Genomic DNA, 26,231 nt, shown 5'->3' on the forward strand with positions numbered 1-26,231 from the left:
TCGGAAGTTAAAGGAGGGCGGCTCGCTACGATGGCTGCCATGAGCCCTCGCAAGTCCGCCGCCGAAGCCCGCCGAACCCGGCAGCGCATCGTCCAGCGCGGCATCGCCCTCGCCTCGGTCGACGGTCTCGAAGGACTCACCATCGGCCGCCTCGCCGCCGACCTGTCGATGAGTAAGGCGGGCGTACTCGGCCACTTCGGCACGAAGGAGGCTCTCCAGCTGGCAACCCTGGAGGGCGCGGCAGCGGAGTTCTCCCGCCTGGTCTGGGAGCCCGCCGCCGCCGAACCCCCGGGCCTGCCCCGCCTCCGCGCGATCTGCGATGCCTGGGTCACCTACCTCGAAACCGCCCGCGACATCTTCCCCGGCGGCTGCTTCTTCACCACGGCCTCCATCGAGTACGACGCCCGGACCGGCCCCGTCCGCGACACGGTCATCCGCCTCTCCCTCCTCTGGCGCCGCCGTCTCACCACCGAGATCCGCACAGCACTGACCTCCGGCGACCTCCCCCCGGACACGGACCCCGACCAGCTCGTCTTCGAACTGATGGGCCTTTACCTGGCCCTGAACCAGGAGATACAGCTCTTCGCGAACGCGGCAGCAGGCAGCCGGGCCCGGATCGCTTTGGATCGCCTGCTGGGCCCTCGCGCCTTGGAGGACACTCCGGGTTAGTGGGACGTGACCGGGAGACGGACGCTCATGCCCTGTCAGGAAGTGGTCGACCGCGGCGCTTGGTCATGGCTTTGGGGTGTGGGAGTGAGTGGACGTGGAACATTGCCCGAAGCGCCGGCTTCGAGTGGGCTGGGTTCGCCCTCTGGACTGGGTGTCGGCACAGTTGACCCGAGGCGTGGGAGATGCCGTAGGGCGTTTGGGACCTTGCCGGTCGACAGGTAGGGAATCTGGATCACCAGATAGATCAGCGGAGTGAGAAGGAGTAGGTGCTCGGCACTGAACCCGAGGACTTTGAACCCCTCGATCAGTGCGGCTCCGATGAGAAGAGCCAGGAGGTGAGCGATGACCATGCGCCACGGAATCGGTGGTTCTGTCGGCATGGACTCCCCAGACGTGGGCTCTGGTGACGGAGCCAGACTCAAGGGTTCTTGACGCACAAGGATGTCGATCGAGTGCACGATGCGCTCGGCGAGCACTTTTACTTGCGAATGATCACGAAGGCTCGCCTCGAATGCGTCGTCCAGTTGCTGGGACATCCTGACGCAGTGCGGCAACAAGGCGGCGCGCAGCTCTGATCTGCGGGAGATACCGAACAGAGCGTACGTGACGAGGGCAACCCCGAGTCTTTCCACCTGTTTGCTGAGCTCTGATGTCGCCATGGACGCCGCGTGGTCATCGTCAGGTCGGGGTCGGCAGGCGAGGATGGCCTGCAGGGCGGCCCATTGCACATATGCGGTTGGCCACCCTCGCTGCGTCGCCACTCGGTCGAGCTGGGCGAAACCGGCTGTGAGCACGAAGAGCGCGTACGAAGGCAGCCACATCTGACTTGCCATTTCCCACTGGTGCTTTACGAGCGCGGTGATCAGCGCACCGGTGCAGATGGTGATCGCGCACAGGAGCAAGAGCGTGGCAGAGACCGCGAAACGGCCTCGCTTGGCGAGATGCCAGGTAAGCAACTCGCTCTTGCTCCACTTCTCGGGGTGCTGGACGCCCAGAGCGGTCAGCGCGTTTTGGGCATTGTAGATCAGCGACTCCACTCGGATGTCCGAGCGCCCGGGGAAAACCGCTTGATCACTCGGCCTGGCCTCCTGGCGCGTCTGCCCAGCAGCGCTAGGGTCACGAGGATGGCCACACAGACCGCAACAACAGTCACTGCTGACGTGATCGAATAAAAATATTTAAGAAGATCCAATAGTGGCTCCTTTCAGCCGTGGCAGATAGTTTCGACGTTCTACCGCCAGCCGTCGAGGGAGAGGGCTGGGCCACCATCGAGATAACGATGCAGGGCGCTTGAAGTGGTGTCCACGAAGTCCCGGGGGATCGCATCGGCATCCACCCAGCAGACCTGGGCGTGCTTGTGAGGTTCGCGGTTCTTGGGCTCGCCGTTCCACTCGGTGGTGGCGAAGACGACCGTGAGGAAGCCGTTCGACGCCATGGGCGCCGTGGATGACGTGAGCGACTTTCAAGGCCCCCCGGCTTCACGGTCAGGCGCGTCTCCTCGTACAGCTCGCGAACGGCCGTTTCCGTGATCGGCTCGCCGGGTTCGTTCTTGCCGACGGGAAGGTCCCACATGCCCTGGGCGAACTTGGCGTTCTTGCCGCGCTGGAGGAGGACTACGCGGTTGGGCCTTGTCGTGGACGATGACGGCGGCGACTAGCAGGGTCATGGACACCTGGCCGTCGGTCTTTGATCGAGCCACGGGCTTGGTGCCTTCCCTCTCGGACGCCGATACTCCGGATCTCGATGGCGAGGGCGCCCAGAGCCTCGAAGTCGGCGTATTCGGTGACCCGTTGGACCTCCACCTCGCAGGTCTCGTCCGTTCCCTTGATCCGGAAGCGGATGGTGTCGCCGACGGCGAGGTGCGGGTACTTGACCCGCACCTCGATGGTCTTGGTACCCGCTGCTACGAGCTCGAAGTATGGGCGGTACAGATGGAGTTCGCGGACGCGGGCCCGTGCTGTCGGTCATGGGGCTGGAACGCGCCTGGAAGGCGGGGCCGTCATCGGACGGCCGATCTCGGCGGCCGAGTACGAGCGGAAGAAATGGCGAGGGTCGGAGAGCAACGCCTCGGCCACCGCGAGCAGATGGTCGGCGTACTCGGTGACGGTGCCGGGCCACTGCCGGGTGTCGAGCATCAGGGAGCGGCGCCTTTGGGCAAGGGGGCACGGCCTTCTCATATGAGGGATTTCGACAGCTTGGCGCCGGTGTCCGTCACGATCTGAGGGCAGAACAGCCGGACTGGGAGCTGGGCGCGGACAAGCCTTACGGTCTGGAGAGCCTCGTCGACGAGGTGTGATCCGAAGACCCAGTCGCCGCTGAGGCTCGGGCAGGAGACGTGGAGATGCAGGGTGGCCGTGGAGGGGGGGGCGAGCCGCCAGTGGGCGGCGTCCAAGCGCGTGAGGAGCCGGAGCCCGGTGCGCCGATCACATCGGCCGCCACGGAGCCTTCCGGGTCACCTGCTGGTGGCATCCTCGTCTGCCGTCGCTGAGGGCGTACGGAAAAACGACCGCACCCGGACCGTCATGGGCGCCGTGTTCGGCGGTCTGCGGGCCGGGTGCGGGCAAGAGACGCTGCAACCTGATAAATCGCAGGTCAGGCGGCACGACCCGAGGTCACGCCTTCTTGGTCTCCCAGAAGATCTTGGCGACCTGGTCGATGTAGTCCAGCGCCTTCTGGCCCGTCGCCGGGTCGGTGGAGGCCTTGGCGGCGGACAGGGACTTCACGGCCTCGTTGAGGAGGTTCTGCAGCTCGGGGTAGCTGTCGAAGTGCGGCGGCTTGAAGTAGTCGCTCCACAGCACGTCAAGGTGGTGCTTCGCCAGCTCGGCGCGCTGCTCCTTGATCACCGTCGCGCGGATCTGGAAGTGGGGGTCGTCGTTGGCGGCCATCTTGTCCTGGATGGCCTTCACCGACTCCGCCTCGATGCGGGCCTGAGCCGGGTCGTACACGCCGCAGGGCAGGTCGCAGTGAGCGCTCACCGTGACCGTGGGGGCAAACAGGCGGGAAAGCATGGAGCGTTCCTTCCTCGTGATCGTCTTCTCAGGTGGGACATTACTCCCTGAGGGACTGGTTTTCCCGAGTGCCCCCCAGGGCTTAGGACAAAAGTCCGGGGTGCCGGCTGCTTGTTGTGCAACAAGGTGCAGTGCGGTCTGGCGGGGGTGGACGGCCGGGGCCTGCCGGGTGACTGTGCGGGGAACAGGAGTTCGCGTGCCGAATGAGTGACCTTTTCGGGGAGCGGGTCGTTGGACGCATTGATGGTGGCCGGAGGGAGGGGTGGGGTGGGTGGTCTGCGGGAGATCTCGGCGCCATTCGTGGTGCCCGGCCCCTCAGGTGTCGCGGTCCGGGACCGGCTCAAGCGTCTGAGCGTGGTGGACGAGAGGGCGCTGCGGCTGGTCGGTGATCATCTCGGCAGCCTTGCCGCGCGTGATCTGAAGGCGCGTTGCGAGGCTGGGCTGGAGCACGACAGTGACCAGTGGGCGGAGCGCAAGCGTCTGCTTACGGCGGAGTCGTCCTCGCGGTGGGCGGGTTCACTCACGAAAGCCACGCACGATCAGTGGGGTCTGGCCCGGCGTGCACAGCTCGCGCATGTGCGGGGTTTGGAGGCGGGGGTGCGTTCGATTGCGCATCGGTTGTCTCTGCCGGTCGGGGCGAAAGGCAGCAAGCGGGCGCCCGGGGGCTACCGCTCGCGGCAGGAGTGGTTTGCCAAGTCTCGTCGTCTGAGGGTGCTGGAGTACCGGCTGCGGTCGGCACGGGGGGACTGGCGAGCGGGTGTGGTGCGGGGCGGGAAGCGGCTGCTGAACTCCCGCCACCATCTCGACGCGGCCGGTCTCACTGAAGAACAGTGGCGGGAACGGTGGCGGGCCGCACGCCGGTTCCTCTCCGCCGACGGGGAGTCGGGCAAGCGGTTCGGCAACGAGACGATCAGGGTCGCTCCGGACGGCGAGGTCAGCATCAAGCTCCCCGTGCCGCTCGCGTATCTGGCGAACGCCTCGCACGGTCGGTACGTCCTGACGGCGCGGGTGGCGTTCGCGCACCGGGATGAGCAGTGGCGTGACCATGTGACGGCGAACCGGGCGGTCGCCTACCGCATTCATGAGGACACCGCGCGAGGGCGCTGGTACCTCACCGCCTCCTGGACGCGGTCCGTCGCGACCGTGCTGCCGTTGACCGCCGCCCGTTCATACGGGCTGATCGGCGTCGACATGAACGCCGACCATCTCGCCGCCTGGCGTCTGGACGCCCACGGCAACCCGGTGGGGGCGCCGAGGACGTTTGCTTACGACCTGTCCGGCACCGCCTTCCATCGCGACGCCCAGGTCCGTCACGCTCTGATCCGGCTGGTGCATTGGGCCGAACGCCACGGTCTGGCGATCGCGGTCGAGGACCTGGACTTCAGTGCTGAGCCCACTCGCGAGAAGCATGGCCGCCAGAAGCGGTTCCGTCGGCTGATCTCCGGCATGCCCACCTCCAGACTGCGGGCCCGGCTCGTCGGCATGGCGGCCGATCACGGCATTCCCCTGATCGCCGTCGACCCGGCCTACACCTCCCGGTGGGGCGCCCAGCACTGGCAGAAACCCCTCACCAGCACCCATCGCACACCCACTCGCCACCACGCGGCATCGGTGGCGATCGGACGACGCGCCCTCGGGCACCCGATCCGGCGGCGGACGGCACCGCCCCGCCATCACCAGAGCGATGATGGCGGGCATCGGACCGTCCAGGCCGGGCCAGGCACCCCGGGGCGTGCGGAACCCCGCCCCCGTGTTCCCGGACCACGGATACGATCCGTGCGCGCCGGGCGCGGAGCGAAAGCGGGCGACCAGCGTGCCCAACACCGTTCGGGGCACACGGCTGAGCATGAGACCTGGCAACAGGACTTCCTCCCACTCAGCCTCCAGGAACGGTCAGACTGAGACTGTGGAGGAACGGACCGGGGAGGTGCCGGGGATGCCGGAGTTGTCGCAGGAGACCGAGCGGGGCAGGGCGCTGCCGCCCTTCGGGCTGGCCGAGGTCACGGGGCCGTCCATGGTGCCCACGCTGCACCACGGGGACCGGCTGCTGCTGCGGTACGGCGCCCAGGTCAGGCCCGGTGACGTGGTCGTCCTGCGCCATCCCTTCCAGCAGGACCTGCTGGTCGTCAAGCGGGCCGCCGAGCGGCGCGAGGGCGGCTGGTGGGTGCTCGGCGACAACCCGTACGCGGGCGGGGACAGCACCGACTACGGCGTCGTACCCGAGGAACTGATCCTGGGCCGGGCCTGGCTGCGCTATCGCCCGCTCGGTGCTCAGCGCTCGCCGCTCGCGCTGGCCCGCTGGCTGTTCTCGGCCGCCAGGCCGCTGCTGTCGGACCGGTCGGCCGCCAGGCGCTTGCGGGCGCGGTAGGCGGCGACGTTGGCGCGGGTCGCGCAGCGGTCGGAGCAGTAGCGCCGGGAGCGGTTGGTGGAGGTGTCCAGGTAGGCGTTGCGGCAGGGCGCGGCCTGACACAGGCCCAGGCGGTCCACGCCGTACTCGGTGAGGTGGAAGGCGAGGCCCATCGCGGCGATGGCGGCGTAGCCCGCGGTCGCGTTGGAGGGGTGGTCGGCCAGGTGCATGTGCCACAGCGGGCGGCCGTCCTCGTCGCGGTGGTCGTGGCCGGAGATCTGCGGGCTGACCGGGAATTCGAGCAGCAGTGAGTTGAGCAGGTCGACGGCGAGGGTCTCGTCGTCCTGGTCGGCCGCCTCGAAGACCCCGCGCAGCCGGGCCCGGACCGAGCGGAAGCGGGTCACGTCGGCGTCGGTGGCGCGCCGGGCCGCCTGGGCGTTGGCGCCGAAGAGGTCGCGGACGGCCTCGACGGAGGTCAGGGAGTCCTTGCCCCGCGCCGGTTCCTCGCTGTTGACGAGGCGTACGGCGTAGTCCGAGTAATAGGCCAGTTCCACTAGTAATCCTTACGCGAGCGCTCTATGGTCGTGTCGGCGGGCGGGTAACAGACGTTCGCCCATCCAGGGTATTACGTCTGCGGTGAGAGGGACGGGTAATCATGACCAGCAGCATCGGTACGGACTGGGCCGCGTGGCAGGAGAGCTGGGACCGGCAGCAGGAGTGGTATCTGCCGGACCGTGAGGAACGGTTCCGGATCATGCTCGACATGGTCGAGGCGTTCGCCGGACCGGCCCCGCGCGTGCTGGACCTCGCGTGCGGCACGGGCACCATCACCGCCCGGCTGCTCGACCGCTTCCCGGACGCCGTCAGCACGGGCGTCGACCTCGACCCGGCCCTGCTCGCCATCGCCCGCGGCACCTTCGAGGGCGACGACCGGGTCACGCTGGTGGAGGCCGACCTCAAGGACCCGGCGTGGACGGCCGAGTTGCCGTACGACGCGTACGACGCCGTGCTCACCGCCACCGCCCTGCACTGGCTGTACCTCGACGACCTCACCGATCTCTACGGCCGGCTCGCCAAGCTGACCCGCGACGGCGGTGTCTTCCTGAACGCCGACCACATGCCGGACGAGGCCACGCCCCGGATCAACGAGGCCGAGCGCATCCTGCGGCACGCCCGCATGGAGGAGGCCAAGCGGGCGGGCGTCCTGGACTGGGCCGACTGGTGGCGGCTCGCCGCCGCGGACCCGGTGCTCGCCGAGCCGACCGCCCGCCGCTTCGAGATCTACGGCGAGCACGCCGACGGCGAGACCCCGTCCGCGGCCTGGCACGCGGCGGCGCTGCGCGAGAAGGGGTTCGCGGAGGCCCGGCCGGTGTGGTGCTCGCCGTCGGACACGCTGCTCCTTGCACTGAAATAGTCAGACTTAATTGCCGGGCGAATTCCCGGCGCCGCCGGAAACAGCGGACGGTGCCCCCTTTTCCCGCGCATCGCGCGCAATTCGGGGACACCGTCCGCTGTCCGTCGTTTTTCAGGGAATCTCGTCAGAGAACCTTCGAAAGGAACGACTTCGTCCGGTCGTGCTGCGGATTCGTCAGCACCTCGCGCGGATGACCCGCCTCGACCACCACGCCGTCGTCCATGAAGACCAGCGAATCGCCGACCTCACGGGCGAAGCCCATCTCATGGGTGACGACGATCATCGTCATGCCGTCCTCCGCGAGGTCGCGCATCACGTCGAGGACCTCACCGACCAGCTCCGGGTCGAGCGCCGAGGTCGGCTCGTCGAAGAGCATCAGCTTGGGCTGCATGGCCAGCGCGCGGGCGATGGCGACGCGCTGCTGCTGACCGCCGGAGAGCTGGGCCGGGTAGTGGCCCTTGCGGCTGCCCAGGCCCACGCGGTCCAGCAACTGCTCGGCCCGCTCCCGGGCCGCGGCCTTGCCCTCGCGCTTGACCTGGAGCGGCGCCTCCATGACGTTCTCCAGCGCCGTCATGTGCGGGAAGAGGTTGAAGCGCTGGAAGACCATGCCGATCTCCCGTCGCTGCGCCGCGACCTCCTTCTCCTTCAGCTCGTAGAGCTTGTCGCCCTTCTGGCGGTAGCCGACCAGCTGGCCGTCGACGTACAGCTGTCCGGCGCTGATCTTCTCCAGGTGGTTGATGCACCGCAGGAAGGTGGACTTGCCGGAGCCGGACGGGCCGATCAGGCAGAACACCTCGCGCGGGTTCACCTCCAGGTCGATGCCCTTGAGGATGTGCGCGGGCCCGAAGGACTTGTGCACGCCCTCGGCCCGGACCATCGGGGCGCCGCTCGTGCTGGGCACGACGTCCTTGGTGAGCTTGCTCATCGGGCCACCTCCGGGCGGCGGAAGGAGACGAACAGGCGGAGGTTCTTCCGCAGCCGCTCCAGCGGCGTCGGCGGCAGGTTCCGCGTCGAGCCCCGGGCGAAGCGCCGTTCGACGTAGTACTGCACGATGCTGAAGATCGTGGTCAGGAACAGGTACCAGACGCAGGCGACGAAGTACATCTCGACGACCGCCAGCGAGGTGCTGGAGATGTCCTGGGCGTTCTTGATCAGCTCGGGCAGCTGTACCGCGTAGGCCAGCGACGAGGTCTTCAGCATGTTGATGAACTCGTTGCCGGTCGGCGGGACGATGACCCGCATCGCCTGCGGCAGGATCACCCGGCGCAGCGTCTTGCCCTGGGTCATGCCCAGCGCGTGCGACGCCTCGGTCTGGCCCTCGTCGACGGACTGGATACCGGCGCGGACGATCTCCGACATGTACGCGGCCTCGTTCAGACCGAGACCCAGCAGGGCGGTCAGGACCGGCGTCATGACGTCGTTCATCTCGTTCTTGTAGAACCCCAGGTTGAGGACCGGGAAGACGAGCGAGATGTTGTACCAGAGCAGCAGCTGGACCAGGACCGGCGTGCCCCGGAAGAGCCAGATGTAGAACCAGGACACCGTGCTGGTGACCGGGTTCGACGACAGCCGCATGACGGCGAGCACCACGCCGAGGGCGACGCCGAGCACCATGGCCAGCACGGATATGTACAGCGTCGTCCAGGCGCCGGAGATGATGTCCGGGTCGAACAGGTAGTCCGGGATGACGCTGTAGTTGATCTTCGCGTTGGAGAAGGCGATCCCGATCATCGCCAGGACGGCGAGGACCAGGACGCCGGAGACCCAGCGTCCCCAGTGACGTACCGGGATGGCCTTGATCTGCTCCGGCGGCACCGAGGGCGCCGGAACCTTGTCGACCGTGTCAGTCACAGCGACTGCCTTTCGTGATGCGCGAGGTTCAGGAGCCGCCGTTGATCTTCGCCTCGGTCACCGCACCGTCTGTGACGTTCCACTTCTGCAGGATCTTCGTGTACTCGCCGTTCTTGATGATGGCGTCGAGCGCGGCCTGCAGGGCGTCGCGCAGCTGGGTGTTCTCCTTCGTCACGGCGATGCCGTACGGACCGGCCTCGATCTGGTCGCCGACGACCTCGAAGTCGTTGCCGCCGCCGGAGGTCTTCGCGTTGTACGCGGCCACCGGGAAGTCGTTGAGGTCGGCGGCGGACGCGCCCTGCTTCAGGCGCAGCAGGGCCTCGGGGTCGGTGTCGTAGGTCTGCAGGGTGATCGGCTTCTTGCCGTCCGTCTTACACTTCTTGATCTGCTCGCGGGCGATGCCCTCGGAGGTGGTGCCCTTCTGCAGGGCCACGACCTTGCCGCACAGGTCGTCCAGCGACTTGATGCCCTTCGGGTTGCCCTTCTGGACCAGGATCGAGGTACCGGCGGTGAAGTAGTCGACGAAGTCGACGCCCTTGCCGACCTTCTTGCCGTTGCTGGAGTCGACACCGTTCTGGCGGTCCTTGGTGTCGTTCATCGCCGACATGACCACCTGGAAGCGCTTGGCCTGCTGGCCCACGATCAGGTTGTCGAACTTGTTGTTCTGGAACTCGAAGGTGACCCCGAGCTGCTTGCCGAGGGCGGCGGCGATGTCCGGGTCGATGCCGGTCGCCTTGCCGTCCTTCATGAACTCGACCGGCGGGTACGCGATGTCCGAGCCGACCTTGATGACACCCGCCTTGCGGATGTCGGCGGGGAGCTTGTCGGCGAGCGGGGCGGACGCGGTCGACGTGTCGGAGCCGCCGGACTTGTCCGTGTGATCACCGCAGCCGGTGAGCAGCAGGGTGCCGGCGACCGCGATCGCACCGCCCGCGGCGATCCGGGTGCGCGTGGTCGTGCGACGGGTGGAGCTTGCGGTCATCGTGGGTTCCTCCGGCGGATGGGAAGAGGTCCGATGGGACGACGACAACACACACCTTCGTGTGTCGCGACCTCATGGGTTTACGGCATCCTGCCATTCGGACTAGGCCATTCAGGGTCGTCACAATGTCAAAATCGGATAACGGGTGATCCCGAACCGCATCAGGTCGGTACAACCCCGCTGTAGCCCTGCCGGAGAATCTTCGGAAATTCGCCGCCCAGGCCGGAAAATCGTCGACATGTCTCACGAACCGGATGGCCGGACCGCGTGCATTCGGGGCATTCGCGCATGCGGCGAACGGGGGGTGTGACGTGTGTCGCGGCCCGTGTCGGAGCGGGCCGTCGGCGGGTCGTCGCCGGGCGGGCGGCGGCCGATCGGCGGGTCGTCGGTGGCTGGTGGGGGCTGGTGGGTGACTGGTTGGCGCGGCCACGTCATGTGACCTTGCGCCCAATGGACTCGTGGTCCGCCCGTCCGTCCGGTAAGAAGGTTCTTTACACCCCTCATCCGGGGCTCAGGGCGCGTGTGCGGCGCGCCCGTCGCGTATGTGCTCCCGCTTCACCGTTTCGACGAGCCGTACGCGGTGCCCGCCCGCTCCTCACCCGGAGCGGCCGACCCTCAACCATGCATACCTAAGGGGTAAGACAAAGTGGCAGCGGAGATCGTCAATCCTCGCAGCGACAGCGGTACCGGACCGGAGGGCGGGGCCGAGCCCCTGGACTCCTTCGATCCGGCGTTCGCGCTGCATCGTGGCGGCAAGATGGCCGTGCGGGCCACCGTGCCGATCCGCGACAAGGACGACCTTTCCCTCGCGTACACGCCCGGTGTGGCGCGCGTGTGCACCGCGATCGCTCAACAGCCCGATCTCGTCAACGACTACACCTGGAAGTCCTCGGTCGTCGCCGTCGTCACCGACGGCACCGCCGTGCTCGGCCTCGGGGACATCGGTCCCGAGGCGTCCCTGCCCGTGATGGAGGGCAAGGCGATCCTGTTCAAGCAGTTCGGCGGAGTCGACGCGGTGCCGATCGCGCTCGCCTGCACCGACGTGGACGAGATCGTCGAGACCGTCGTCCGGCTCGCCCCCTCCTTCGGCGGGGTGAACCTGGAGGACATCTCGGCCCCCCGGTGCTTCGAGATCGAACGGCGCCTGCAGGAACGGCTGGACATCCCGGTCTTCCACGACGACCAGCACGGCACGGCCGTCGTGACCCTCGCCGCGCTGCGGAACGCGGCCCGGCTCAGCGGCCGGGAGATCGGGCAGCTGCGCGCCGTCATCTCCGGCGCCGGAGCGGCCGGGATCGCCATCGCCCGGATGCTGGTCGAGGCCGGCATCGGGGACGTGGCGGTCGCCGACCGCAAGGGCGTCGTCTCGGCGGAGCGCACCGATCTGACCGACGTCAAGCGGGAGGTGGCCGCCTTCACCAACAAGGCGGGCATCAACGGCTCGCTGGAGGACGCGCTCGTGGGCGCGGACGTCTTCATCGGCGTCTCCGGCGGTACGGTCCCCGAGGAGGCCGTCGCGTCCATGGCCGAGGGCGCCTTCGTGTTCGCGATGGCCAACCCGAACCCGGAGGTCCACCCGGAGGTGGCGCACAAGTACGCGGCGGTCGTCGCGACCGGGCGCTCCGACTTCCCGAACCAGATCAACAACGTGCTCGCCTTCCCCGGCATCTTCGCCGGGGCGCTCCAGGTGCGGGCGAGCCGGATCACCGAGGGCATGAAGATCGCCGCAGCGGAGGCGCTGGCCGCCGTCGTCGGCGACGACCTCGCCCCCGACTACGTGATCCCCTCGCCCTTCGACGAGCGGGTCGCCCCCGCCGTGACGGCCGCCGTCGCGGCGGCGGCCCGCGCGGAGGGCGTGGCCCGGCGCTGACGCCCGCGGGCGCGGATGCTGTGGGCGGGGTGCGGATGCCTGTGGGCGGCGTGCCGTTGCCTGCGGGTTCGGCGCCGATGCCTGGGGGCCTGGTGCCGAGCGGCCCTGTGCCGTAGCGACCGTGTGCCGTGCTGAACGGCCTCACCCTTTCCCGGTGGGGCCGTTCGGTCGTTCTGCCGCCGTGCGGCGCGCAGCGCGTTGCGCCGCACGGGTGCCGGAGGCAAGAGGGTGTGTGTCACACCGTCCGCCGGTTCCGTCCGGGGCCGGGCGGAACCTATCGTCGGGCCCATGTTCGCTGTCTACGCCGCCCGGATCGACCGTGACCAGCCGCTGTCCGGCCTCGAGTTGGGGGAGCGCCCGGCTCCCGAGGCCCGGCCCGGCTGGAGCACCGTCGACGTCCGCGCCGCCTCCCTCAACCACCACGACCTCTGGTCCCTGCGGGGTGTCGGACTCCCCGAGGACCGGCTGCCGATGATCCTCGGCTGCGACGCCGCCGGGGTCGACGCGGACGGCAACGAGGTCGTCCTGCACTCCGTCATCGGGCAGACCGGCCACGGAGTCGGCCCCCGCGAACCCCGCTCGATCCTCACCGAGCGCTACCCGGGCACCTTCGCCGAGCAGGTCGCCGTGCCCACCTGGAACCTGCTGCCCAAGCCGGAGGGCATGTCCTTCGCCGAGGCCGCCTGTCTGCCGACGGCGTGGCTGACCGCGTACCGGATGCTGTTCACCAACGCCGGGGTGCGGCCCGGCGACTCGGTCCTCGTGCAGGGCGCGGGCGGCGGTGTCGCCACCGCCGCGATCATGCTCGGCAAGGCGGCCGGGTTGCGGGTCTTCGCCACGAGCCGGGACGAGGCGAAGCGCAAGCGGGCCCTGGAGCTGGGTGCCGTCGAGGCGGTGGAGCCGGGGGCGCGGCTGCCGCAGCGGGTGGACGCCGTGATCGAGACCGTCGGCGCGGCCACCTGGTCACACTCGGTGAAGTCGCTGCGGCCCGGCGGCACGCTGGTCATCTCCGGCGCGACCAGCGGTGACCGGCCCTCGCACGCCGAACTGACCCGCATCTTCTTCCTGGAGCTGAAGGTCGTCGGCTCCACCATGGGCACCAAGGACGAGCTGGAGGACCTGCTCTCCTTCTGCGCCGTCACCGGGCTGCGGCCCGTCATCGACGAGGTGCTGCCGCTGGACCGCGCCCGCGAGGGCTTCGAACGGCTGGAGTCCGGCGAGCAGTTCGGGAAGATCGTGCTGACTACGTCCTGAACTCCCTTCAGCAGCACCCCTTTTCCGGGCCGTTTGTCAATCTGGGTTGACAGAATATCGACGTCAACCTAGGTTGACATCATGACGGATGCAACGGATCTCGCCCAGCGGGCCGGCGACCGCGATCCGCGGGTCGGGCTGCGGGCAGTGGCCGCGCTCCGCAGGCTGCTGGAGCAGCTGGAGGCGGTGCAGGTGCGCGCTGCGCGCAATCAGGGCTGGTCGTGGCAGGAGATCGCCGCCGAACTGGGTGTCAGCAGGCAGGCCGTGCACAAGAAATACGGGAGGCAGTGATGTTCGAACGCTTCACCAGGAACGCCCGCGAAGTCGTCACCGGCGCGGTCGGGTACGGGGAGCGGGCGGGCGCGCCGTCCGTCGGTGCCGCGCATCTGCTGCTCGCCCTCCTCGACCGTGAGGGAACCCGGGCGTCCTTCGCGCTGGCCGCGCTCGGCCTGGGCGAACGGAAGGCGTCACTGCGCGAGGCCCTCGAACAGGCGCGGCGGCGGGCGGGTCTGACCCGCGCCGAGACTGACGCGCTCGCCGGACTCGGGATCGACGTCACGGAGATCGTCTCCCGTGTCGAGGAGGCGCACGGCACCGGGGCGCTGACCGGCGACCACCGGAAACCGGGCGGCTGGTCCGGCCGCCGGCCCTTCGACCGGGACGCCAAGGGCGTTCTGGAGGGGGCCCTGCGTGCCGCCGTCGCCCGCCGCGACCGGCACATCGGTGACGAGCACCTTCTGCTGGCCCTGACCATGCGTCCCGGAGTTCCGGCCGAGGTGCTCGCCGACCACGGGGTCACCCACGCGTCGCTGCTGCGGGTCCTGTACGGCGAAGGCACCGCCCAGGCGGGCTGAACCGGCCCGCCCCGCACCAGGCCCGGGCTGCCCACCGCAACGCCTGTGATCCCGGCCGACGCCCCGCCGGGGCCCGCCGGGATCACGGGCGACTCAGCCTTTCGGCGCGTGCAGTGTCGCGCCGACATGCGCCGCAGCCGTGGAGAGGCGGCGGCGGACCTCACGGAGCTGATCCTCGGTGATGCCGTGGTCGCGGGCCGCGTCGCGGATGTCGTCGCGGAAGCGGTCCAGGAGGCGGTCCAGGTCGCGGGCCGGGTCGCCGGAGGGGGTCTCGTGGGCCCAGGACGGCTCGTACGCAGCGGGGAAGTCCTCCGGGACGGTGGAGAACTCCGGCTCCATGGCGGGGCCGCTCGCGCGGGCCGAACTCCGGCCGGGGCCGGCGCTCTTGCCGTACTCCTTGCCGAACTCTCCGAACTCCCGGGCCAGGTCGGACAGGCCCTCGCGGACGCCGGTCGGCCAGTCGCCCCGGCCGAAGGCGTCCTGCACGCGCTCCTGGACCCGGCGGGCGACGCGCTGCATCTCCTCCTGCGCCTGGGCCCGTGCCCGCGACTGCGCCTCCTGGGCCTGGCGGCGGGCCCGCTGGGCCTCCTCGCGGGCCCGGCGGCTCTCGTCCTTGGCCCGGCGGGCCTGCTCCTTCCACTCCTGCTTGGCCCGGCGCAGCTCCTCCTTGGCAGCCCGCCACGACTCGGGGTCGCCGCTCTGGTCGCCGTAGGCGTGGGACTGGGCGGCGCCGGTCCGGGCACCCTGACGGGCCTCGGTCGCCGCCGCGCGCATCTCGCGGCGCAGGTCGCCCGCCGCGCCGCGCACATCGGCCTTGATCTCGGCGGCCAGTTCGGCGACCGAGTCGCGGATCTCCAGCTCCAGGTCGGCCAGTTCGCCGCTGCGGTCGGCCAGTTCGGCGCGGCCCGCGTCGGTGATCGCGTACACCTTGCGACCGCCCTCGGTGGTGTGGGTGACCAGGCCCTCCGCCTCCAGCTTGGCCAGGCGCGGGTAGACCGTGCCCGCCGAGGGGGCGTACAGGCCCTGGAAGCGCTCTTCGAGGAGACGGATCACCTCGTAGCCATGGCGGGGCGCCTCGTCGAGCAGCTTCAGCAGATACAGGCGCAGGCGGCCGTGGGCGAAGACGGGAGGCATGTCAGAGCACCTTCTTGTCGGTCGTGAAGGAATTGTCTCCCGGAGCGGCCCCGGGGCCCGCCGACGGGCCGTCCGCGTCCTGGTCCGCCGGGCGGCGCAGCAGGGCGATGGAGCCGGAGACCGTGGTGGCCCGCAGCCTGCCCTTGCCGCTGCCCAGGCGACCGGCGATCTTGTGGGCGCCCCACTGGCCGTACACCCGCAGGCCGTCGAAGGCGTTGGAGATCTGGCCGCTCGCGGTGTTCGCCTCCACCTCCGTGTCCGCCGGGTGCGGCAGGCGGATGGCGATCTCGCCGGAGACGCTGGTCAGCCGCACGTCGGTGGGGCCCGCCGGGTCCAGGTCGACGATCATCGAGCCGCTGACGGAGTCGGCGCGGACGGCGGGGCCGGAGCCGTCCAGCACGGTCAGGTCGCCCGAGACGGAGTTGAAGCGCAGATCGCCGGTGACCGTCTGGGCCTCCAGATTGCCGGAGACGGTGTCCGCGCGGACCGGCCCGGACAGACCGACCAGCGTGGCGTCTCCGGTGACCCCCTTGACCACCGCCGGGCCGCGCAGCCCCGAGACGACCGCCCCCGCTCCCACCACCCCCACCTCCACACGGGTGTCCGCGGGCACGGCGAGGGAGACCACCGCGCTGCGCCGCCAGCCCTTGCGGTCCAGCCACTTCAGGAAGCCCTTCCAGGGCAGGTCCTCGTACGCCACCGTGAGCGTGCCGCCCTCCTGGGTGACGATCAGGGGTGGCCCCTCGATCTCGGAGACCTCGAGGCGGGCGGAACTCTCCTCGGTGCCCACCACGTTCACCAGACCATTGACGATGCGCACGTGCAGTTCGCTCACGGGAGCGTCGAAGGCGAGCTTCTGGGGCTCGGCGACGGACCACTCGGACATGGGGCCTCCTCGGCAAGGACACACGACACGACACGCCATATCGCGTCTACGGGAAACACGATATATCGTGGCTGCCGGAAGTCAAGACACTCTTTCGTGAGCGCTCGGGCGGCGGTGGGGCGCACCGGGAAGCGGAGGGGCGGGGCGCACGGAAGCGCGTACGACGACAGGCCCGCGACCGGAGGCCGAAGCCGTCCGGTCGCGGGCCTGCTGAAAGAGCCGCGGTCTCCCCGAGGGATTCCTACTCGTCGTCCTCGTCGTCCAGCCGCGCGAGCCACGTCGCCAGCCGCTCCACCGGCACCTCGAAGTCCGGGTTCAGATCGACGAACGTCCGCAGCTGCTCGGCGAGCCACTCGAAGGAGACCTCCTCCTCGCCGCGCCGCTTCTCCAGTTCCTCGATGCCTCGGTCGGTGAAGTACATGGCTGGAGCTCCGTCGGTGGGTGTGCGAAAGGACATGAAAATGATAGGCAGCCGCCGCACCGAACGAGAAAGGGCCCGACCCCCGGACGAATCCGGAAGCCGGGCCCCGCTCGGCCTCTCAACGCGGCCCGCGCAGGGTTACGCCTCGAACACCTCGCGCACCAGCTGCTCCTGCTCCGCCTGGTGGCGCTTGGCGGAGCCGACGGCCGGGGACGAGCCGTGGGGGCGGGAGATGCGGCGCAGGCGCTCGCCCGCCGGGACGTCGGCGCCGACGGCCAGGTCCAGGTGGTCGATCAGGTTGAGGGCGATGAAGGGCCACGCGCCCTGGTTCGCCGGCTCCTCCTGGGCCCAGATGTACTTCTCGGCGTTCGGGTACTTGTTGACCTCCGCCTGGACCTCCGCACCCGGCAGCGGGTACAGCCGCTCGAGGCGGATGATCGCCGTGTCCGTGACGCCGCGCTTGTTTCGCTCGGCCTCCAGGTCGTAGTAGACCTTGCCCGCGCAGAAGACGACCTTGCGGACGGCGGCCGGGTCGACCGTGCTGTCGCCGATGACCGGGCGGAACTCGCCCGAGGTGAACTCGTCCGCCTTCGAGGCCGCCGCCTTCAGGCGCAGCATCGACTTCGGGGTGAAGACGACCAGCGGCTTGTGGTCCGGGTTGTGGACCTGCCACCGCAGGAGGTGGAAGTAGTTCGACGGGAGCGTGGGCATCGCGACCGTCATGTTGTTCTGCGCGCACAGCTGCAGGAACCGCTCCGGGCGGGCCGAGGAGTGGTCCGGGCCCTGGCCCTCGTAGCCGTGCGGGAGGAGCAGGACCACACCGGAGGTCTGGTTCCACTTCTGCTCGGCCGAGGAGATGAACTCGTCCACGACGGTCTGCGCGCCGTTGACGAAGTCACCGAACTGGGCCTCCCACATCACGAGCGCGTCCGGGCGGGCCAGCGAGTAGCCGTACTCGAAGCCCATGGCCGCGTACTCGGAGAGCAGGGAGTTGTAGACGTTCAGCCGCGCCTGGTCCTCGGAGAGGTACTGGAGCGGGGTGTACTCCTCGCCGGTCTCCCGGTCGATGAGCACCGCGTGGCGCTGGCCGAAGGTGCCGCGCTGGGAGTCCTGGCCCGCGAGGCGGACCGGGGTGCCCTCCAGGAGCAGCGAGCCGATGGCCAGGGTCTCGCCCATGCCCCAGTCGATCGTGCCGTCCTCGACCATGGACGCCCGGCGCTGCAGCTGCGGCAGCAGACGCGGGTGGGCGGTGATGTGGTCGGGGATGTCGATCTGGGACTCGACGATCCGCTTCACGGTCTCCGCGGAGATCGCGGTCGGCACCGCCACCGGGAAGCTGTCGCTCGGCGCCTGGGACTCGCCCTGGACCGGCTGCGCGGTGGCCTCGCGGACCTCCGTGAAGACCTTCTCCAGCTGGCCCTGGTAGTCCTGGAGCGCCTGCTCGGCCTCTTCCAGGGTGATGTCGCCCCGGCCGATCAGGGACTCGGTGTAGAGCTTGCGCACCGAGCGCTTCTTGTCGATCAGGTCGTACATCAGCGGCTGGGTGAAGGCCGGGTTGTCCGACTCGTTGTGCCCGCGGCGGCGGTAGCAGATGAGGTCGATCACCACGTCCTTGTTGAACGCCTGGCGGAACTCGAAGGCGAGCCGCGCGACGCGGACCACGGCCTCCGGGTCGTCGCCGTTCACGTGGAAGATCGGGGCCTCGATCATGCGGGCCACGTCGGTGGCGTACATGGACGAGCGCGAGGACTCCGGGGCGGCGGTGAAGCCGACCTGGTTGTTGATGACGATGTGGACCGTGCCGCCGGTGCGGTAGCCGCGCAGCTGCGACATGTTCAGGGTCTCGGCCACCACGCCCTGGCCCGCGAAGGCCGCGTCGCCGTGGATCGCCACCGGCAGGACGGTGAAGTCCGTGCCGCCCTTGTTGATGATGTCCTGCTTGGCGCGGGCGACGCCCTCCAGGACCGGGTCGACCGCCTCCAGGTGCGAGGGGTTGGCGACCAGGGAGACCGCGATCTGCTCGCCGTCCAGGCCGGTGAAGGTGCCCTTGGCGCCCAGGTGGTACTTCACGTCGCCGGAGCCGTGCATCGACTTCGGGTCGAGGTTGCCCTCGAACTCGCGGAAGATCTGCGCGTACGACTTGCCGACGATGTTGGCGAGGATGTTCAGGCGGCCACGGTGGGCCATGCCGATGACGACCTCGTCCAGGCGCGACTCGGCGGCGGAGTCGATCACCGCGTCGAGCAGCGGGATGACGGACTCGCCGCCCTCCAGGGAGAAGCGCTTCTGGCCGACGTACTTCGTCTGCAGGAAGGTCTCGAAGGCTTCCGCCGCGTTCAGACGGCGCAGGATGCGCAGCTGCTCCTCGCGCTCCGGCTTGGAGTGCGGGCGCTCGACGCGGTCCTGGATCCACTTGCGCTGCTTGGGGTCCTGGATGTGCATGAACTCGATGCCGATGGTGCGGCAGTACGAGTCGCGCAGCACGCCGAGGATGTCGCGCAGCTTCATCAGGGACTTGCCGGCGAAGCCGCCGACGGCGAACTCGCGCTCCAGGTCCCACAGGGTGAGCCCGTGCTCGGTGATGTCCAGGTCGGGGTGCTTGCGCTGCTGGTACTCCAGCGGGTCGGTGTCGGCCATGACGTGGCCGCGGACCCGGTAGGAGTGGATCAGCTCGAAGACGCGGGCGGCCTTGGTGACGTCGTCGTCGTGGCTGGCGTCGATGTCCTTGAGCCAGCGGACCGGCTCGTAGGGGATGCGCAGCGCCTCGAAGATGTCGTCGTAGAAGCCGTTCTCGCCGAGGAGAAGGTTCGCGACCTGGCGCAGGAACTCGCCGGAGGCGGCGCCCTGGATCGTCCGGTGGTCGTAGGTCGACGTGAGCGTCATGACCTTCGAGATGCCGAGCTTGTTCAGGGTGTCCTGGCTGGTGCCCTGGAACTCCGCCGGGTAGTCCATGGAGCCGACGCCCATGATGACCGACTGGCCGGGCATCAGGCGCGGGACCGAGTGGACGGTGCCGAGGCCGCCGGGGTTGGTCAGGGAGACCGTGACACCGGTGAAGTCGTCCATGGTCAGCTTGCCCTCGCGGGCGCGGCGGACGATGTCCTCGTAGGCCTGCCAGAACTCGAAGAAGTTCAGCGTCTCGGCCTTCTTGATCGCCGCGACGACCAGCTGGCGGTCGCCGTTGGGCTTGACCAGGTCGATGGCGAGACCGAGGTTGACGTGCGGCGGCTTGACGAGGGTGGGCTTCCCGTCCTTCTCGCCGAACGACCAGTTCATGGACGGCATGGCCTTGATGGCCTGCACCATGGCGAAGCCGATCAGGTGCGTGAAGGAGATCTTCCCGCCCCGGGCGCGCTTCAGGTGGTTGTTGATGACGATGCGGTTGTCGAACAGCAGCTTCACCGGGACCGCGCGGACCGAGGTGGCGGTCGGCAGCTCCAGCGAGGCGTTCATGTTCTTGACCACGGCGGCGGCCGGGCCGCGCAGGGTGATCAGCTCGGGGCCCTCGGCGGCCGGAGCGACCGCCTTCGGCTGCGCGGCGGCCGGGGCCTGCGCGGGCCTGGCGGGGGCCGGGGCGGCCTTCGCCGCCGGGGCCGGAGCCGGGGCCTGGGCGGGAGCGGCGGCGGGCTTCACGGCGGCCGGGGGCTGCGCGGCGGGCGCGGCCTGGGCCGGGGCGGCCGAGGTGGTCCCCGCGGCCCCCGCGGCCGTGGCGCTCACCGGAGCCGAGGCGGCAGGAGCCCCCGGCTTGTAGTCGGCGAAGAAGTCCCACCAGGCGCGATCAACCGAATTCGGGTCCTGGAGGTACTGCTGATAGATCTCGTCGACGAGCCACTCGTTCGGGCCGAACGCCGCAGCGGGGTTCTTCCCGGCTTGGTCGTCGGTCGAAAGGTTCGAGTTACTGGGGGACTGTGGCGACACGGCGGCAACCGCCCTCTTCCGCTTCACAAGGTGATGGACAGCGGGAATAAAGGCTACGCCTCCCGGAGCGGGAAGGTCAGGTCGGGCCCGTTCATCGTCGTGTAAGTCACACCGGGAACGGCGTTTCGGAGCCGGAAATGGCGGGAAACAAGCGTGGTTCCGCACGTCAGAGCGAGGGTGAGGGTGCGAGGAACCAGGCCCCTGGACGCCGTCGTTCGTCGACCGGCGTGGGCCCGGACCTGATCACACGGGTCCGGCGGAGCGGATCATCGGTGATCTTGGTCTTCCGGAGTGAACTCTACGTCAACTCGGCTACGAGGAAAGCCCCGGAAGAGTGACGATGATCCGGCAGCCGCGCTCGGATTCGGCCACGCCGATCCGTCCGCCGTGCAGATCCACCGCCCAGCGGGCGATCGCGAGGCCGAGCCCCGTGCCGCCGTCGCTGCCCGGACCGTGCGGACGCGTCACCGCGCCCCGGTTGAACCGCTCGAACACCCGGTGCCACTCCGACCTGGGGATGCCCGGACCCTCGTCCTGGACCTCCAGCTCCAGCGACTCCGGCTGCGCCCCGCGCCGCGCCTTCACGGTCACCCGGCCGTAGGCGGGGCTGTGCTTGACGGCGTTGTCGATCAGGTTGGCGACGACCTGGTGGATGCGCTCGGGGTCCGCGTGCGCGGTCAGCTCCGGCGGGGAGACGTCCAGGTGCAGATGCACATCGGTGCGGGTGTGGGTGCCCGAGCCCGAGGCGATGCCCGCGCGCGCGGAGGCGACCATGTTGGCCTCCTTCAGCACCCCGGACAGATAGGGCCACACCTCGAAGCGGCGCAGCTTCAGCGGGACGACGCCGTTGTCGAGCCGGGAGAGGTCCAGCAGGGTCTCCACCAGGCGGCCCAGGCGCTCGGTCTGCTGGAGGGCGGTGCGCATGGTCTCGGGGTCGGCCTCGGTGACGCCGTCGACGATGTTCTCCAGCACCGCGCGCAGGCCCGCGATCGGGGTGCGCAGCTCGTGCGAGACGTTCGCCACCAGCTCCTTGCGCTGGCGGTCCTGTGCCTCCAGCTCGTCGGCCATGACGTTGATCGTCACGGCCAGGTCGCCCAGTTCGTCGCGGCGGCCCTCGCTCACCCGGCGGGTGTAGTCGCCGTGCGAGATGGAGCGGGCCACCGCGTTCATCTCGTCCAGCGGGGCGGTGAGCGAGTGCGCCACGAACTGGGTGATCAGCAGGGTGGCGATCATCGAGAAGACCGTGATGAAGCGCAGTTCGGTCTTGGTGTGCACCGCGATCATCGACAGACCGGTGGTGATCAGCACCGAGATGACGACCAGCGCGCCCAGCTTGGTCTTGATCGAGAACGGGCGTACGCCGCCCCAGGGTTGATCCCCGGAGCCCTTCCGTGCGGCCTCCCGTCCCGTGCTCACGACGTCGGCGTCTCCAGCGCGTACCCGACGCCGTGCACCGTGCGGATGCGTTCGGCGCCGATCTTCCGGCGCAGGGCCTTGATGTGGCTGTCCACGGTCCGGGTGCCGGAGGCGTCCGCCCAGTCCCACACCTCGGCGAGCAGCTGCTCACGGGAGAGCACCGCGCGCGGGGTGTTGGCCAGGCACACCAGCAGGTCGAACTCGGTGGGCGTCAGATGCACGTCCTCGGCCTTGACCCGCACCCGGCGCTGAGCGTGGTCGATCTCCAGCTCGCCGAGGCGCAGTATCCCGGAGCGGGGCGTGGTGGCCGCGATGGCGGCGCGCTCCATGCGGCGCAGCAGGACGTGCACCCGGGCCGCCAGCTCCCGCATGGAGAACGGCTTGGTCATGTAGTCGTCGGCGCCGACGCCCAGGCCGACCAGCATGTCGGTCTCGTCGTCGCGCGCGGTGAGCATCAGCACCGGCACCGGGCGGGCGGCCTGCACCCGGCGGCAGACCTCCAGGCCGTCGAAGCCGGGCAGCATGATGTCGAGGATCAGCAGGTCGGGCTGCCATGCCTCGGCGGTGTCGACGGCGGCCGGACCGTCGCCCGCGGTCTGCACGAGGAAACCCTCCGCACGCAGCCGGGCCGCGATGGCGTCGACGATCGTGGGGTCGTCCTCGACGACCAGCACCCGGCGCTGGGCGCCCTGGGTCGTGGTCGCCGCACCGGTCTGGGAGGTCTGTGTCTGCTCCATCGCCCGCCCCTGCTGCTTTCCGGAATCCGTGGGGTGATCCCATGACTGCGATCGACGCCTGATGATCGGCGTCAGGGCAGCACATTACGGGGACACGCCCGGCCGTCGCTATCCAGGGCGGACGGCGAGATGCACCACGTCGGGAACGCCACGGGCAACGGGCACCTCTTCGGTACGCACCTGCCGGAACCCGGCATTCCGCAAGGTTCCTTCAAATTCCGGAGAGGGCTGGGCCGACCACACCGCCAGCACCCCGCCGGGCCTCAACACCCTTGCGCAGGCGGCGAGTCCGGGCTTCGTGTACAGACCGTCGTTGTCCTCGGTGACGGTCCATCCGGGGCCGTTGTCGATGTCGAGACACAGCGCGTCGAACGTGTCCGATGTCTCATTGACGTAAGCGACGAGATCGGCCTCGACCACGGCCGTGCGCGGGTCCGCGAGCGCGTCCGCCGACAGCTCCCCGAGCGGTCCGGTCCGGTGCCAGTCGATCACGGCGGGCTCGCGCTCCACCACGACGATCCGGCCCCAGGACGGATCGGCCGCCGCGTGGGCGAGCGAGAAGCCGACCCCCAGGCCGCCGATCAGCACGTCCGGCGCCGGGCGGCCGTCGAGCGCGGTCCGCGCGGCGTCCACGAGCAGCCGCTCCGAGCGCCCGTCCGAGGTGTCCATCAGGAAGCACCCGTTGGCGATGATCTGGAGCAGGCCGCCGTGCCGGCGCAGGACCACCTCGCCGTACGGCCCGTCGCGCCGGTCCAGGACAACGGGGCTGTCGTGCGTCGTGGTCATGGGGGTCATCCTGCTGGACCCGGCGGAACCGGGCCACGCGTTTTACGGAACCCGCCCCGACCGCCCCCAGCTGCGGCGACGCATCCGCCCTCTCCTGTTCGCTCAGAGTGAACAAGGGGTGGGGAACATTCAGGGGCTCACGAGCATTGAGTCAGTGTTGCTCAAGTTGACTGTCAAAGGGGAGATCATGGCTGATGAGTCCACGGCGTTCACGCTCGTCCTGCCCGTGCTGCCGCTCGACGGTGAAGTCGTGCTGCCCGGCATGGTCGTACCGCTGGACCTGAGTGACGCCGAGGTGCGGGCGGCCGTTGAAGCCGCGCAGGCCGCGCAGGCCGCCGCCCGCTCGGAGTCCGGCAAGCCCAAGGTGCTGCTGGTGCCGCGCATCGACGGCACGTACGCCAAGACCGGCGTCCTCGGCACCGTCGAACAGGTCGGCCGCCTGGCCGACGGCGACCCCGGTGCGCTGATCCGGGGCCGCGACCGCGTGCGCATCGGCGCCGGTACGACCGGACCCGGGGCCGCGCTGTGGGTCGAGGGTGTCCGGGTGGAGGAGACCCTTCCCGACCCGCTGCCCGGTCAGGTGACCGAGCTGGTGAAGGAGTACAAGGCGCTGGCCAGCACCTGGCTGAAGAAGCGCGGCGCCTGGCAGGTCGTGGACCGGGTCCAGGCCATCGACGGCGTCTCCGCGCTCGCCGACAACTCCGGTTACTCGCCCTTCCTCACCACCGACCAGAAGATCCAGCTCCTGGAGACCACCGACCCGGTGGCCCGGCTGAAGCTCGCCACCCAGCAGCTCCGCGACCACCTCGCCGAGCAGGACGTGGCCGAGACCATCGCCAAGGACGTCCAGGAGGGCGTCGACAAGCAGCAGCGCGAGTTCCTGCTGCGGCGCCAGCTGGAGGCGGTCCGCAAGGAACTGCGCCAGCTGAACGGCGACGGCGACGACTCCGCCGAGGAGTCCGACGACTACCGCGCCCGCGTCGAGTCCGCCGATCTGCCGGAGAAGGTCCGCGAGGCCGCCCTCAAGGAGGTCGACAAGCTGGAGCGCGCCTCCGACCAGTCGCCCGAGGGCTCCTGGATCCGCACCTGGCTGGACACGGTCCTGGAGATGCCGTGGAACGAGCGGACCGAGGACGCGTACGACATCCAGGGCGCCAAGGAGATCCTGGACGCCGAGCACGCCGGTCTGGACGATGTGAAGGAGCGCATCACCGAGTACCTGGCGGTGCGCAAGCGGCGCGGTGAGCGCGGCCTCGGTGTGATCGGCGGGCGGCGCGGCGGTGCCGTGCTCGCGCTGGTCGGACCTCCTGGCGTCGGAAAAACCAGCCTCGGTGAATCGGTGGCCCACGCGATGGGCCGCAAGTTCGTCCGCGTCGCGCTCGGCGGCGTGCGGGACGAGGCGGAGATCCGGGGCCACCGGCGTACGTACGTCGGCGCGCTGCCCGGCCGTGTCGTCCGCGCGATCAAGGAGGCCGGGTCGATGAACCCGGTCGTGCTCCTGGACGAGATCGACAAGGTGGGCTCGGACTTCCGGGGCGACCCGGCCGCCGCCCTCCTCGAAGTGCTCGACCCGGCGCAGAACCACACCTTCCGGGACCACTACCTGGAGGTCGAACTCGACCTGTCCGACGTGGTGTTCCTCGCCACCGCCAACGTCCTGGAGGCGATCCCGGAGGCGCTGGCCGACCGGATGGAGATCGTCCGCCTGGACGGCTACACCGAGGACGAGAAGGTCGTCATCGCCCGCGATCATCTGCTCCCGCGCCAGCTGGAGCGCGCCGGTCTGACCGGCGAGGAGGTCGTGCTCGACGAGGGCGCGCTGCGCAAGCTCGCCGGTGAGTACACCCGCGAGGCGGGCGTGCGCACCCTGGAGCGGACGATCGCGCGGCTGCTGCGCAAGGTCGCGGCCCAGCACGAACTGGGCGAGCGGGAGCTGCCGTTCACCGTCCGCGAGGAGGACCTGCGCGGACTGGTCGGGCGTCCGCACCACGTGCCCGAGTCCGCCCAGGACCCGGCCGAGCGCCGTACCGCCGTACCCGGTGTGGCGACCGGGCTCGCGGTCACCGGGGCGGGTGGCGACGTGCTGTTCGTCGAGGCGTCCCTCGCGGACCCCGAGACGGGCGGGGCGGGGCTCACCCTGACCGGTCAGCTTGGTGACGTGATGAAGGAGTCGGCGCAGATCGCGCTGAGCTTCCTGCGCGGTCACGGCGCGGAGCTGGAGCTGCCGGTGGCCGACCTGAAGGACCGGGGCGTGCACATCCACTTCCCGGCGGGCGCGGTCCCCAAGGACGGGCCGAGCGCGGGCATCACCATGACGACCGCTCTCGCCTCCCTGCTCTCGGGGCGGCTGGTCCGCACGGACGTGGCGATGACCGGTGAGGTCTCGCTGACCGGGCGGGTCCTGCCGATCGGCGGGGTGAAGCAGAAGCTGCTCGCCGCGCACCGCGCCGGGGTGACCACCGTGATCATCCCCAAGCGCAACGAGGCCGACCTGGACGACGTCCCGGCCGAGGTGCTGGACAAGCTCGACGTGCACGCCGTGACCGACGTGCGCCAGGTGCTCGAGCTGGCGCTGGCCCCGGCGGGGGCGGTGGCGCCCGAGGTGCCCGTGGCCGCGTGACGGCCGGGCGCCGACCGGCGTACGCACCGGCACGCGCGAAGCGGCGTACGAAGGCCCGGACTCC

General features: G+C 69.8%; 23 protein-coding genes and 2 pseudogenes. 9 read left to right on the top strand and 16 right to left on the bottom strand.

Annotation, left to right across the window (positions count from 1 at the left end; genetic code table 11):
* Positions 1 to 39: 39 nt before the first annotated feature.
* Entirely contained in the window at positions 40 to 669 is a 630-nt protein-coding gene (locus B079_RS0103790; protein WP_018544447.1) for a TetR/AcrR family transcriptional regulator, read from the top strand.
* 35 nt (positions 670 to 704) lie between these two features.
* Here B079_RS0103790 and B079_RS35420 read toward each other — a convergent pair whose 3' ends face one another.
* From B079_RS35420 to sodN, 5 genes and pseudogenes are all read right to left on the bottom strand, one after another.
* On the bottom strand, positions 705 to 1,706 hold the full coding sequence (locus B079_RS35420; protein WP_018544448.1) for a hypothetical protein: 1,002 nt from the start codon (positions 1,704 to 1,706) through the stop codon (positions 705 to 707).
* Positions 1,707 to 1,900: 194 nt separating this feature from the next.
* Positions 1,901 to 2,335 (bottom strand): annotated as a pseudogene (locus tag B079_RS31290) (NUDIX domain-containing protein).
* Between the two features lie 91 nt (positions 2,336 to 2,426).
* Positions 2,427 to 2,637: pseudogene (locus B079_RS34570) on the bottom strand (ASCH domain-containing protein); the annotation flags it as partial.
* Positions 2,634 to 2,804, bottom strand: coding sequence for a hypothetical protein (locus B079_RS36510; RefSeq protein WP_420705746.1), 171 nt, complete (start codon positions 2,802 to 2,804; stop codon positions 2,634 to 2,636). The gene B079_RS36510 and the pseudogene B079_RS34570, both read right to left, overlap by 4 nt.
* A 477-nt stretch (positions 2,805 to 3,281) precedes the next feature.
* Positions 3,282 to 3,677, bottom strand: a complete 396-nt coding sequence (sodN, locus tag B079_RS0103815) for a superoxide dismutase, Ni (RefSeq protein WP_018544452.1) — start codon at positions 3,675 to 3,677, stop codon at positions 3,282 to 3,284.
* 267 nt (positions 3,678 to 3,944) lie between these two features.
* Here sodN and B079_RS0103820 point away from each other — a divergent pair, with 267 nt between their 5' ends.
* Positions 3,945 to 5,579 (top strand): IS200/IS605 family element transposase accessory protein TnpB, encoded by a 1,635-nt coding sequence (locus tag B079_RS0103820; protein ID WP_037801234.1) that lies wholly within the window; start codon positions 3,945 to 3,947, stop codon positions 5,577 to 5,579.
* Positions 5,580 to 5,613: 34 nt separating this feature from the next.
* Positions 5,614 to 6,045, top strand: a complete 432-nt coding sequence (gene sodX / locus B079_RS0103825; RefSeq protein ID WP_037801236.1) for a nickel-type superoxide dismutase maturation protease — start codon at positions 5,614 to 5,616, stop codon at positions 6,043 to 6,045.
* On the opposite strand, the gene B079_RS0103830 is transcribed toward sodX, so the two are convergent.
* Positions 5,949 to 6,578 (bottom strand): CGNR zinc finger domain-containing protein, encoded by a 630-nt coding sequence (locus B079_RS0103830; protein ID WP_018544456.1) that lies wholly within the window; start codon positions 6,576 to 6,578, stop codon positions 5,949 to 5,951. The genes sodX and B079_RS0103830 overlap by 97 nt on opposite strands.
* A 101-nt stretch (positions 6,579 to 6,679) precedes the next feature.
* Between B079_RS0103830 and B079_RS0103835 the strand changes: the two genes are divergently transcribed.
* The gene (locus tag B079_RS0103835) at positions 6,680 to 7,438 is read left to right on the top strand and encodes a class I SAM-dependent methyltransferase (protein WP_018544457.1); all 759 of its coding nucleotides are present in this window, start codon (positions 6,680 to 6,682) and stop codon (positions 7,436 to 7,438) included.
* A 124-nt stretch (positions 7,439 to 7,562) separates the two neighbouring features.
* Here the strand turns inward: B079_RS0103835 and B079_RS0103840 are convergent, their stop codons facing one another.
* The 3 genes from B079_RS0103840 to B079_RS0103850 are packed head-to-tail and all read right to left on the bottom strand — an operon-like array spanning position 7,563 to position 10,271.
* A complete protein-coding gene (locus B079_RS0103840; protein WP_018544458.1) occupies positions 7,563 to 8,363 on the bottom strand; it encodes an amino acid ABC transporter ATP-binding protein in 801 nt (266 codons plus the stop codon).
* On the bottom strand, positions 8,360 to 9,289 hold the full coding sequence (locus tag B079_RS0103845) for an amino acid ABC transporter permease (RefSeq protein WP_018544459.1): 930 nt from the start codon (positions 9,287 to 9,289) through the stop codon (positions 8,360 to 8,362). The genes B079_RS0103840 and B079_RS0103845 overlap by 4 nt, the downstream gene beginning before the upstream one ends.
* Positions 9,290 to 9,317: 28 nt before the next feature.
* Positions 9,318 to 10,271 (bottom strand): ABC transporter substrate-binding protein, encoded by a 954-nt coding sequence (locus B079_RS0103850; RefSeq protein ID WP_018544460.1) that lies wholly within the window; start codon positions 10,269 to 10,271, stop codon positions 9,318 to 9,320.
* A gap of 646 nt (positions 10,272 to 10,917) precedes the next feature.
* Here B079_RS0103850 and B079_RS0103855 point away from each other — a divergent pair.
* The 4 genes from B079_RS0103855 to B079_RS0103870 all read left to right on the top strand — a co-directional run bounded on the left by B079_RS0103855 (position 10,918) and on the right by B079_RS0103870 (position 14,249).
* The gene (locus B079_RS0103855) at positions 10,918 to 12,141 is read left to right on the top strand and encodes an NAD(P)-dependent malic enzyme (RefSeq protein WP_018544461.1); all 1,224 of its coding nucleotides are present in this window, start codon (positions 10,918 to 10,920) and stop codon (positions 12,139 to 12,141) included.
* A gap of 288 nt (positions 12,142 to 12,429) precedes the next feature.
* Positions 12,430 to 13,395, top strand: coding sequence for a zinc-binding dehydrogenase (locus B079_RS0103860; protein ID WP_018544462.1), 966 nt, complete (start codon positions 12,430 to 12,432; stop codon positions 13,393 to 13,395).
* A gap of 81 nt (positions 13,396 to 13,476) precedes the next feature.
* Positions 13,477 to 13,686, top strand: a complete 210-nt coding sequence (locus tag B079_RS0103865) for a helix-turn-helix domain-containing protein (protein ID WP_018544463.1) — start codon at positions 13,477 to 13,479, stop codon at positions 13,684 to 13,686.
* Entirely contained in the window at positions 13,686 to 14,249 is a 564-nt protein-coding gene (locus B079_RS0103870) for a Clp protease N-terminal domain-containing protein (protein WP_018544464.1), read from the top strand. The genes B079_RS0103865 and B079_RS0103870 overlap by 1 nt, the downstream gene beginning before the upstream one ends.
* A 93-nt stretch (positions 14,250 to 14,342) precedes the next feature.
* On the opposite strand, the gene B079_RS0103875 is transcribed toward B079_RS0103870, so the two are convergent.
* From B079_RS0103875 to B079_RS0103905, 7 genes are all read right to left on the bottom strand, one after another.
* Positions 14,343 to 15,383 (bottom strand): PadR family transcriptional regulator, encoded by a 1,041-nt coding sequence (locus B079_RS0103875; RefSeq protein WP_018544465.1) that lies wholly within the window; start codon positions 15,381 to 15,383, stop codon positions 14,343 to 14,345.
* Position 15,384: 1 nt separating this feature from the next.
* Entirely contained in the window at positions 15,385 to 16,269 is an 885-nt protein-coding gene (locus B079_RS0103880; RefSeq protein ID WP_018544466.1) for a DUF4097 family beta strand repeat-containing protein, read from the bottom strand.
* Between the two features lie 241 nt (positions 16,270 to 16,510).
* Positions 16,511 to 16,690, bottom strand: coding sequence for a DUF6104 family protein (locus B079_RS0103885; RefSeq protein ID WP_018544467.1), 180 nt, complete (start codon positions 16,688 to 16,690; stop codon positions 16,511 to 16,513).
* Positions 16,691 to 16,828: 138 nt separating this feature from the next.
* The gene (locus B079_RS0103890; protein WP_018544468.1) at positions 16,829 to 20,608 is read right to left on the bottom strand and encodes a multifunctional oxoglutarate decarboxylase/oxoglutarate dehydrogenase thiamine pyrophosphate-binding subunit/dihydrolipoyllysine-residue succinyltransferase subunit; all 3,780 of its coding nucleotides are present in this window, start codon (positions 20,606 to 20,608) and stop codon (positions 16,829 to 16,831) included.
* Between the two features lie 312 nt (positions 20,609 to 20,920).
* Entirely contained in the window at positions 20,921 to 22,024 is a 1,104-nt protein-coding gene (locus B079_RS0103895; RefSeq protein WP_018544469.1) for a sensor histidine kinase, read from the bottom strand.
* Positions 22,021 to 22,761, bottom strand: coding sequence for a response regulator transcription factor (locus B079_RS0103900; RefSeq protein ID WP_018544470.1), 741 nt, complete (start codon positions 22,759 to 22,761; stop codon positions 22,021 to 22,023). Before B079_RS0103900 ends, B079_RS0103895 begins: the two co-directional genes overlap by 4 nt.
* Before the next feature lie 108 nt (positions 22,762 to 22,869).
* Complete coding sequence (locus B079_RS0103905; RefSeq protein WP_018544471.1) at positions 22,870 to 23,547, bottom strand: spermidine synthase; 678 nt, start codon at positions 23,545 to 23,547, stop codon at positions 22,870 to 22,872.
* A 187-nt stretch (positions 23,548 to 23,734) separates the two neighbouring features.
* Between B079_RS0103905 and lon the strand changes: the two genes are divergently transcribed.
* Entirely contained in the window at positions 23,735 to 26,167 is a 2,433-nt protein-coding gene (gene lon / locus B079_RS0103910) for an endopeptidase La (RefSeq protein WP_018544472.1), read from the top strand.
* Positions 26,168 to 26,231: the final 64 nt, after the last annotated feature.

This window comes from Streptomyces sp. LaPpAH-108, from assembly GCF_000373625.1.
In the GTDB taxonomy this organism is placed as follows: Bacteria; Actinomycetota; Actinomycetes; order Streptomycetales; family Streptomycetaceae; genus Streptomyces.

Excerpts from the sequence above, each read along its gene's own strand:
- B079_RS36510 (WP_420705746.1), bottom strand. The coding sequence starts at position 2,804 with ATGCTCGACACCCGGCAGTGGCCCGGCACCGTCACCGAGTACGCCGAC.
- B079_RS0103885 (WP_018544467.1), bottom strand. The coding sequence starts at position 16,690 with ATGTACTTCACCGACCGAGGCATCGAGGAACTGGAGAAGCGGCGCGGC.
- B079_RS0103835 (WP_018544457.1), top strand. The coding sequence starts at position 6,680 with ATGACCAGCAGCATCGGTACGGACTGGGCCGCGTGGCAGGAGAGCTGG.
- B079_RS0103870 (WP_018544464.1), top strand. The coding sequence starts at position 13,686 with ATGTTCGAACGCTTCACCAGGAACGCCCGCGAAGTCGTCACCGGCGCG.
- B079_RS0103850 (WP_018544460.1), bottom strand. The coding sequence starts at position 10,271 with ATGACCGCAAGCTCCACCCGTCGCACGACCACGCGCACCCGGATCGCC.
- B079_RS0103790 (WP_018544447.1), top strand. The coding sequence starts at position 40 with ATGAGCCCTCGCAAGTCCGCCGCCGAAGCCCGCCGAACCCGGCAGCGC.
- B079_RS0103860 (WP_018544462.1), top strand. The coding sequence starts at position 12,430 with ATGTTCGCTGTCTACGCCGCCCGGATCGACCGTGACCAGCCGCTGTCC.
- B079_RS0103865 (WP_018544463.1), top strand. The coding sequence starts at position 13,477 with ATGACGGATGCAACGGATCTCGCCCAGCGGGCCGGCGACCGCGATCCG.
- sodX (WP_037801236.1), top strand. The coding sequence starts at position 5,614 with ATGCCGGAGTTGTCGCAGGAGACCGAGCGGGGCAGGGCGCTGCCGCCC.
- B079_RS0103905 (WP_018544471.1), bottom strand. The coding sequence starts at position 23,547 with ATGACCACGACGCACGACAGCCCCGTTGTCCTGGACCGGCGCGACGGG.
- lon (WP_018544472.1), top strand. The coding sequence starts at position 23,735 with ATGGCTGATGAGTCCACGGCGTTCACGCTCGTCCTGCCCGTGCTGCCG.
- B079_RS0103880 (WP_018544466.1), bottom strand. The coding sequence starts at position 16,269 with ATGTCCGAGTGGTCCGTCGCCGAGCCCCAGAAGCTCGCCTTCGACGCT.
- B079_RS0103840 (WP_018544458.1), bottom strand. The coding sequence starts at position 8,363 with ATGAGCAAGCTCACCAAGGACGTCGTGCCCAGCACGAGCGGCGCCCCG.
- B079_RS0103900 (WP_018544470.1), bottom strand. The coding sequence starts at position 22,761 with ATGGAGCAGACACAGACCTCCCAGACCGGTGCGGCGACCACGACCCAG.
- sodN (WP_018544452.1), bottom strand. The coding sequence starts at position 3,677 with ATGCTTTCCCGCCTGTTTGCCCCCACGGTCACGGTGAGCGCTCACTGC.
- B079_RS0103875 (WP_018544465.1), bottom strand. The coding sequence starts at position 15,383 with ATGCCTCCCGTCTTCGCCCACGGCCGCCTGCGCCTGTATCTGCTGAAG.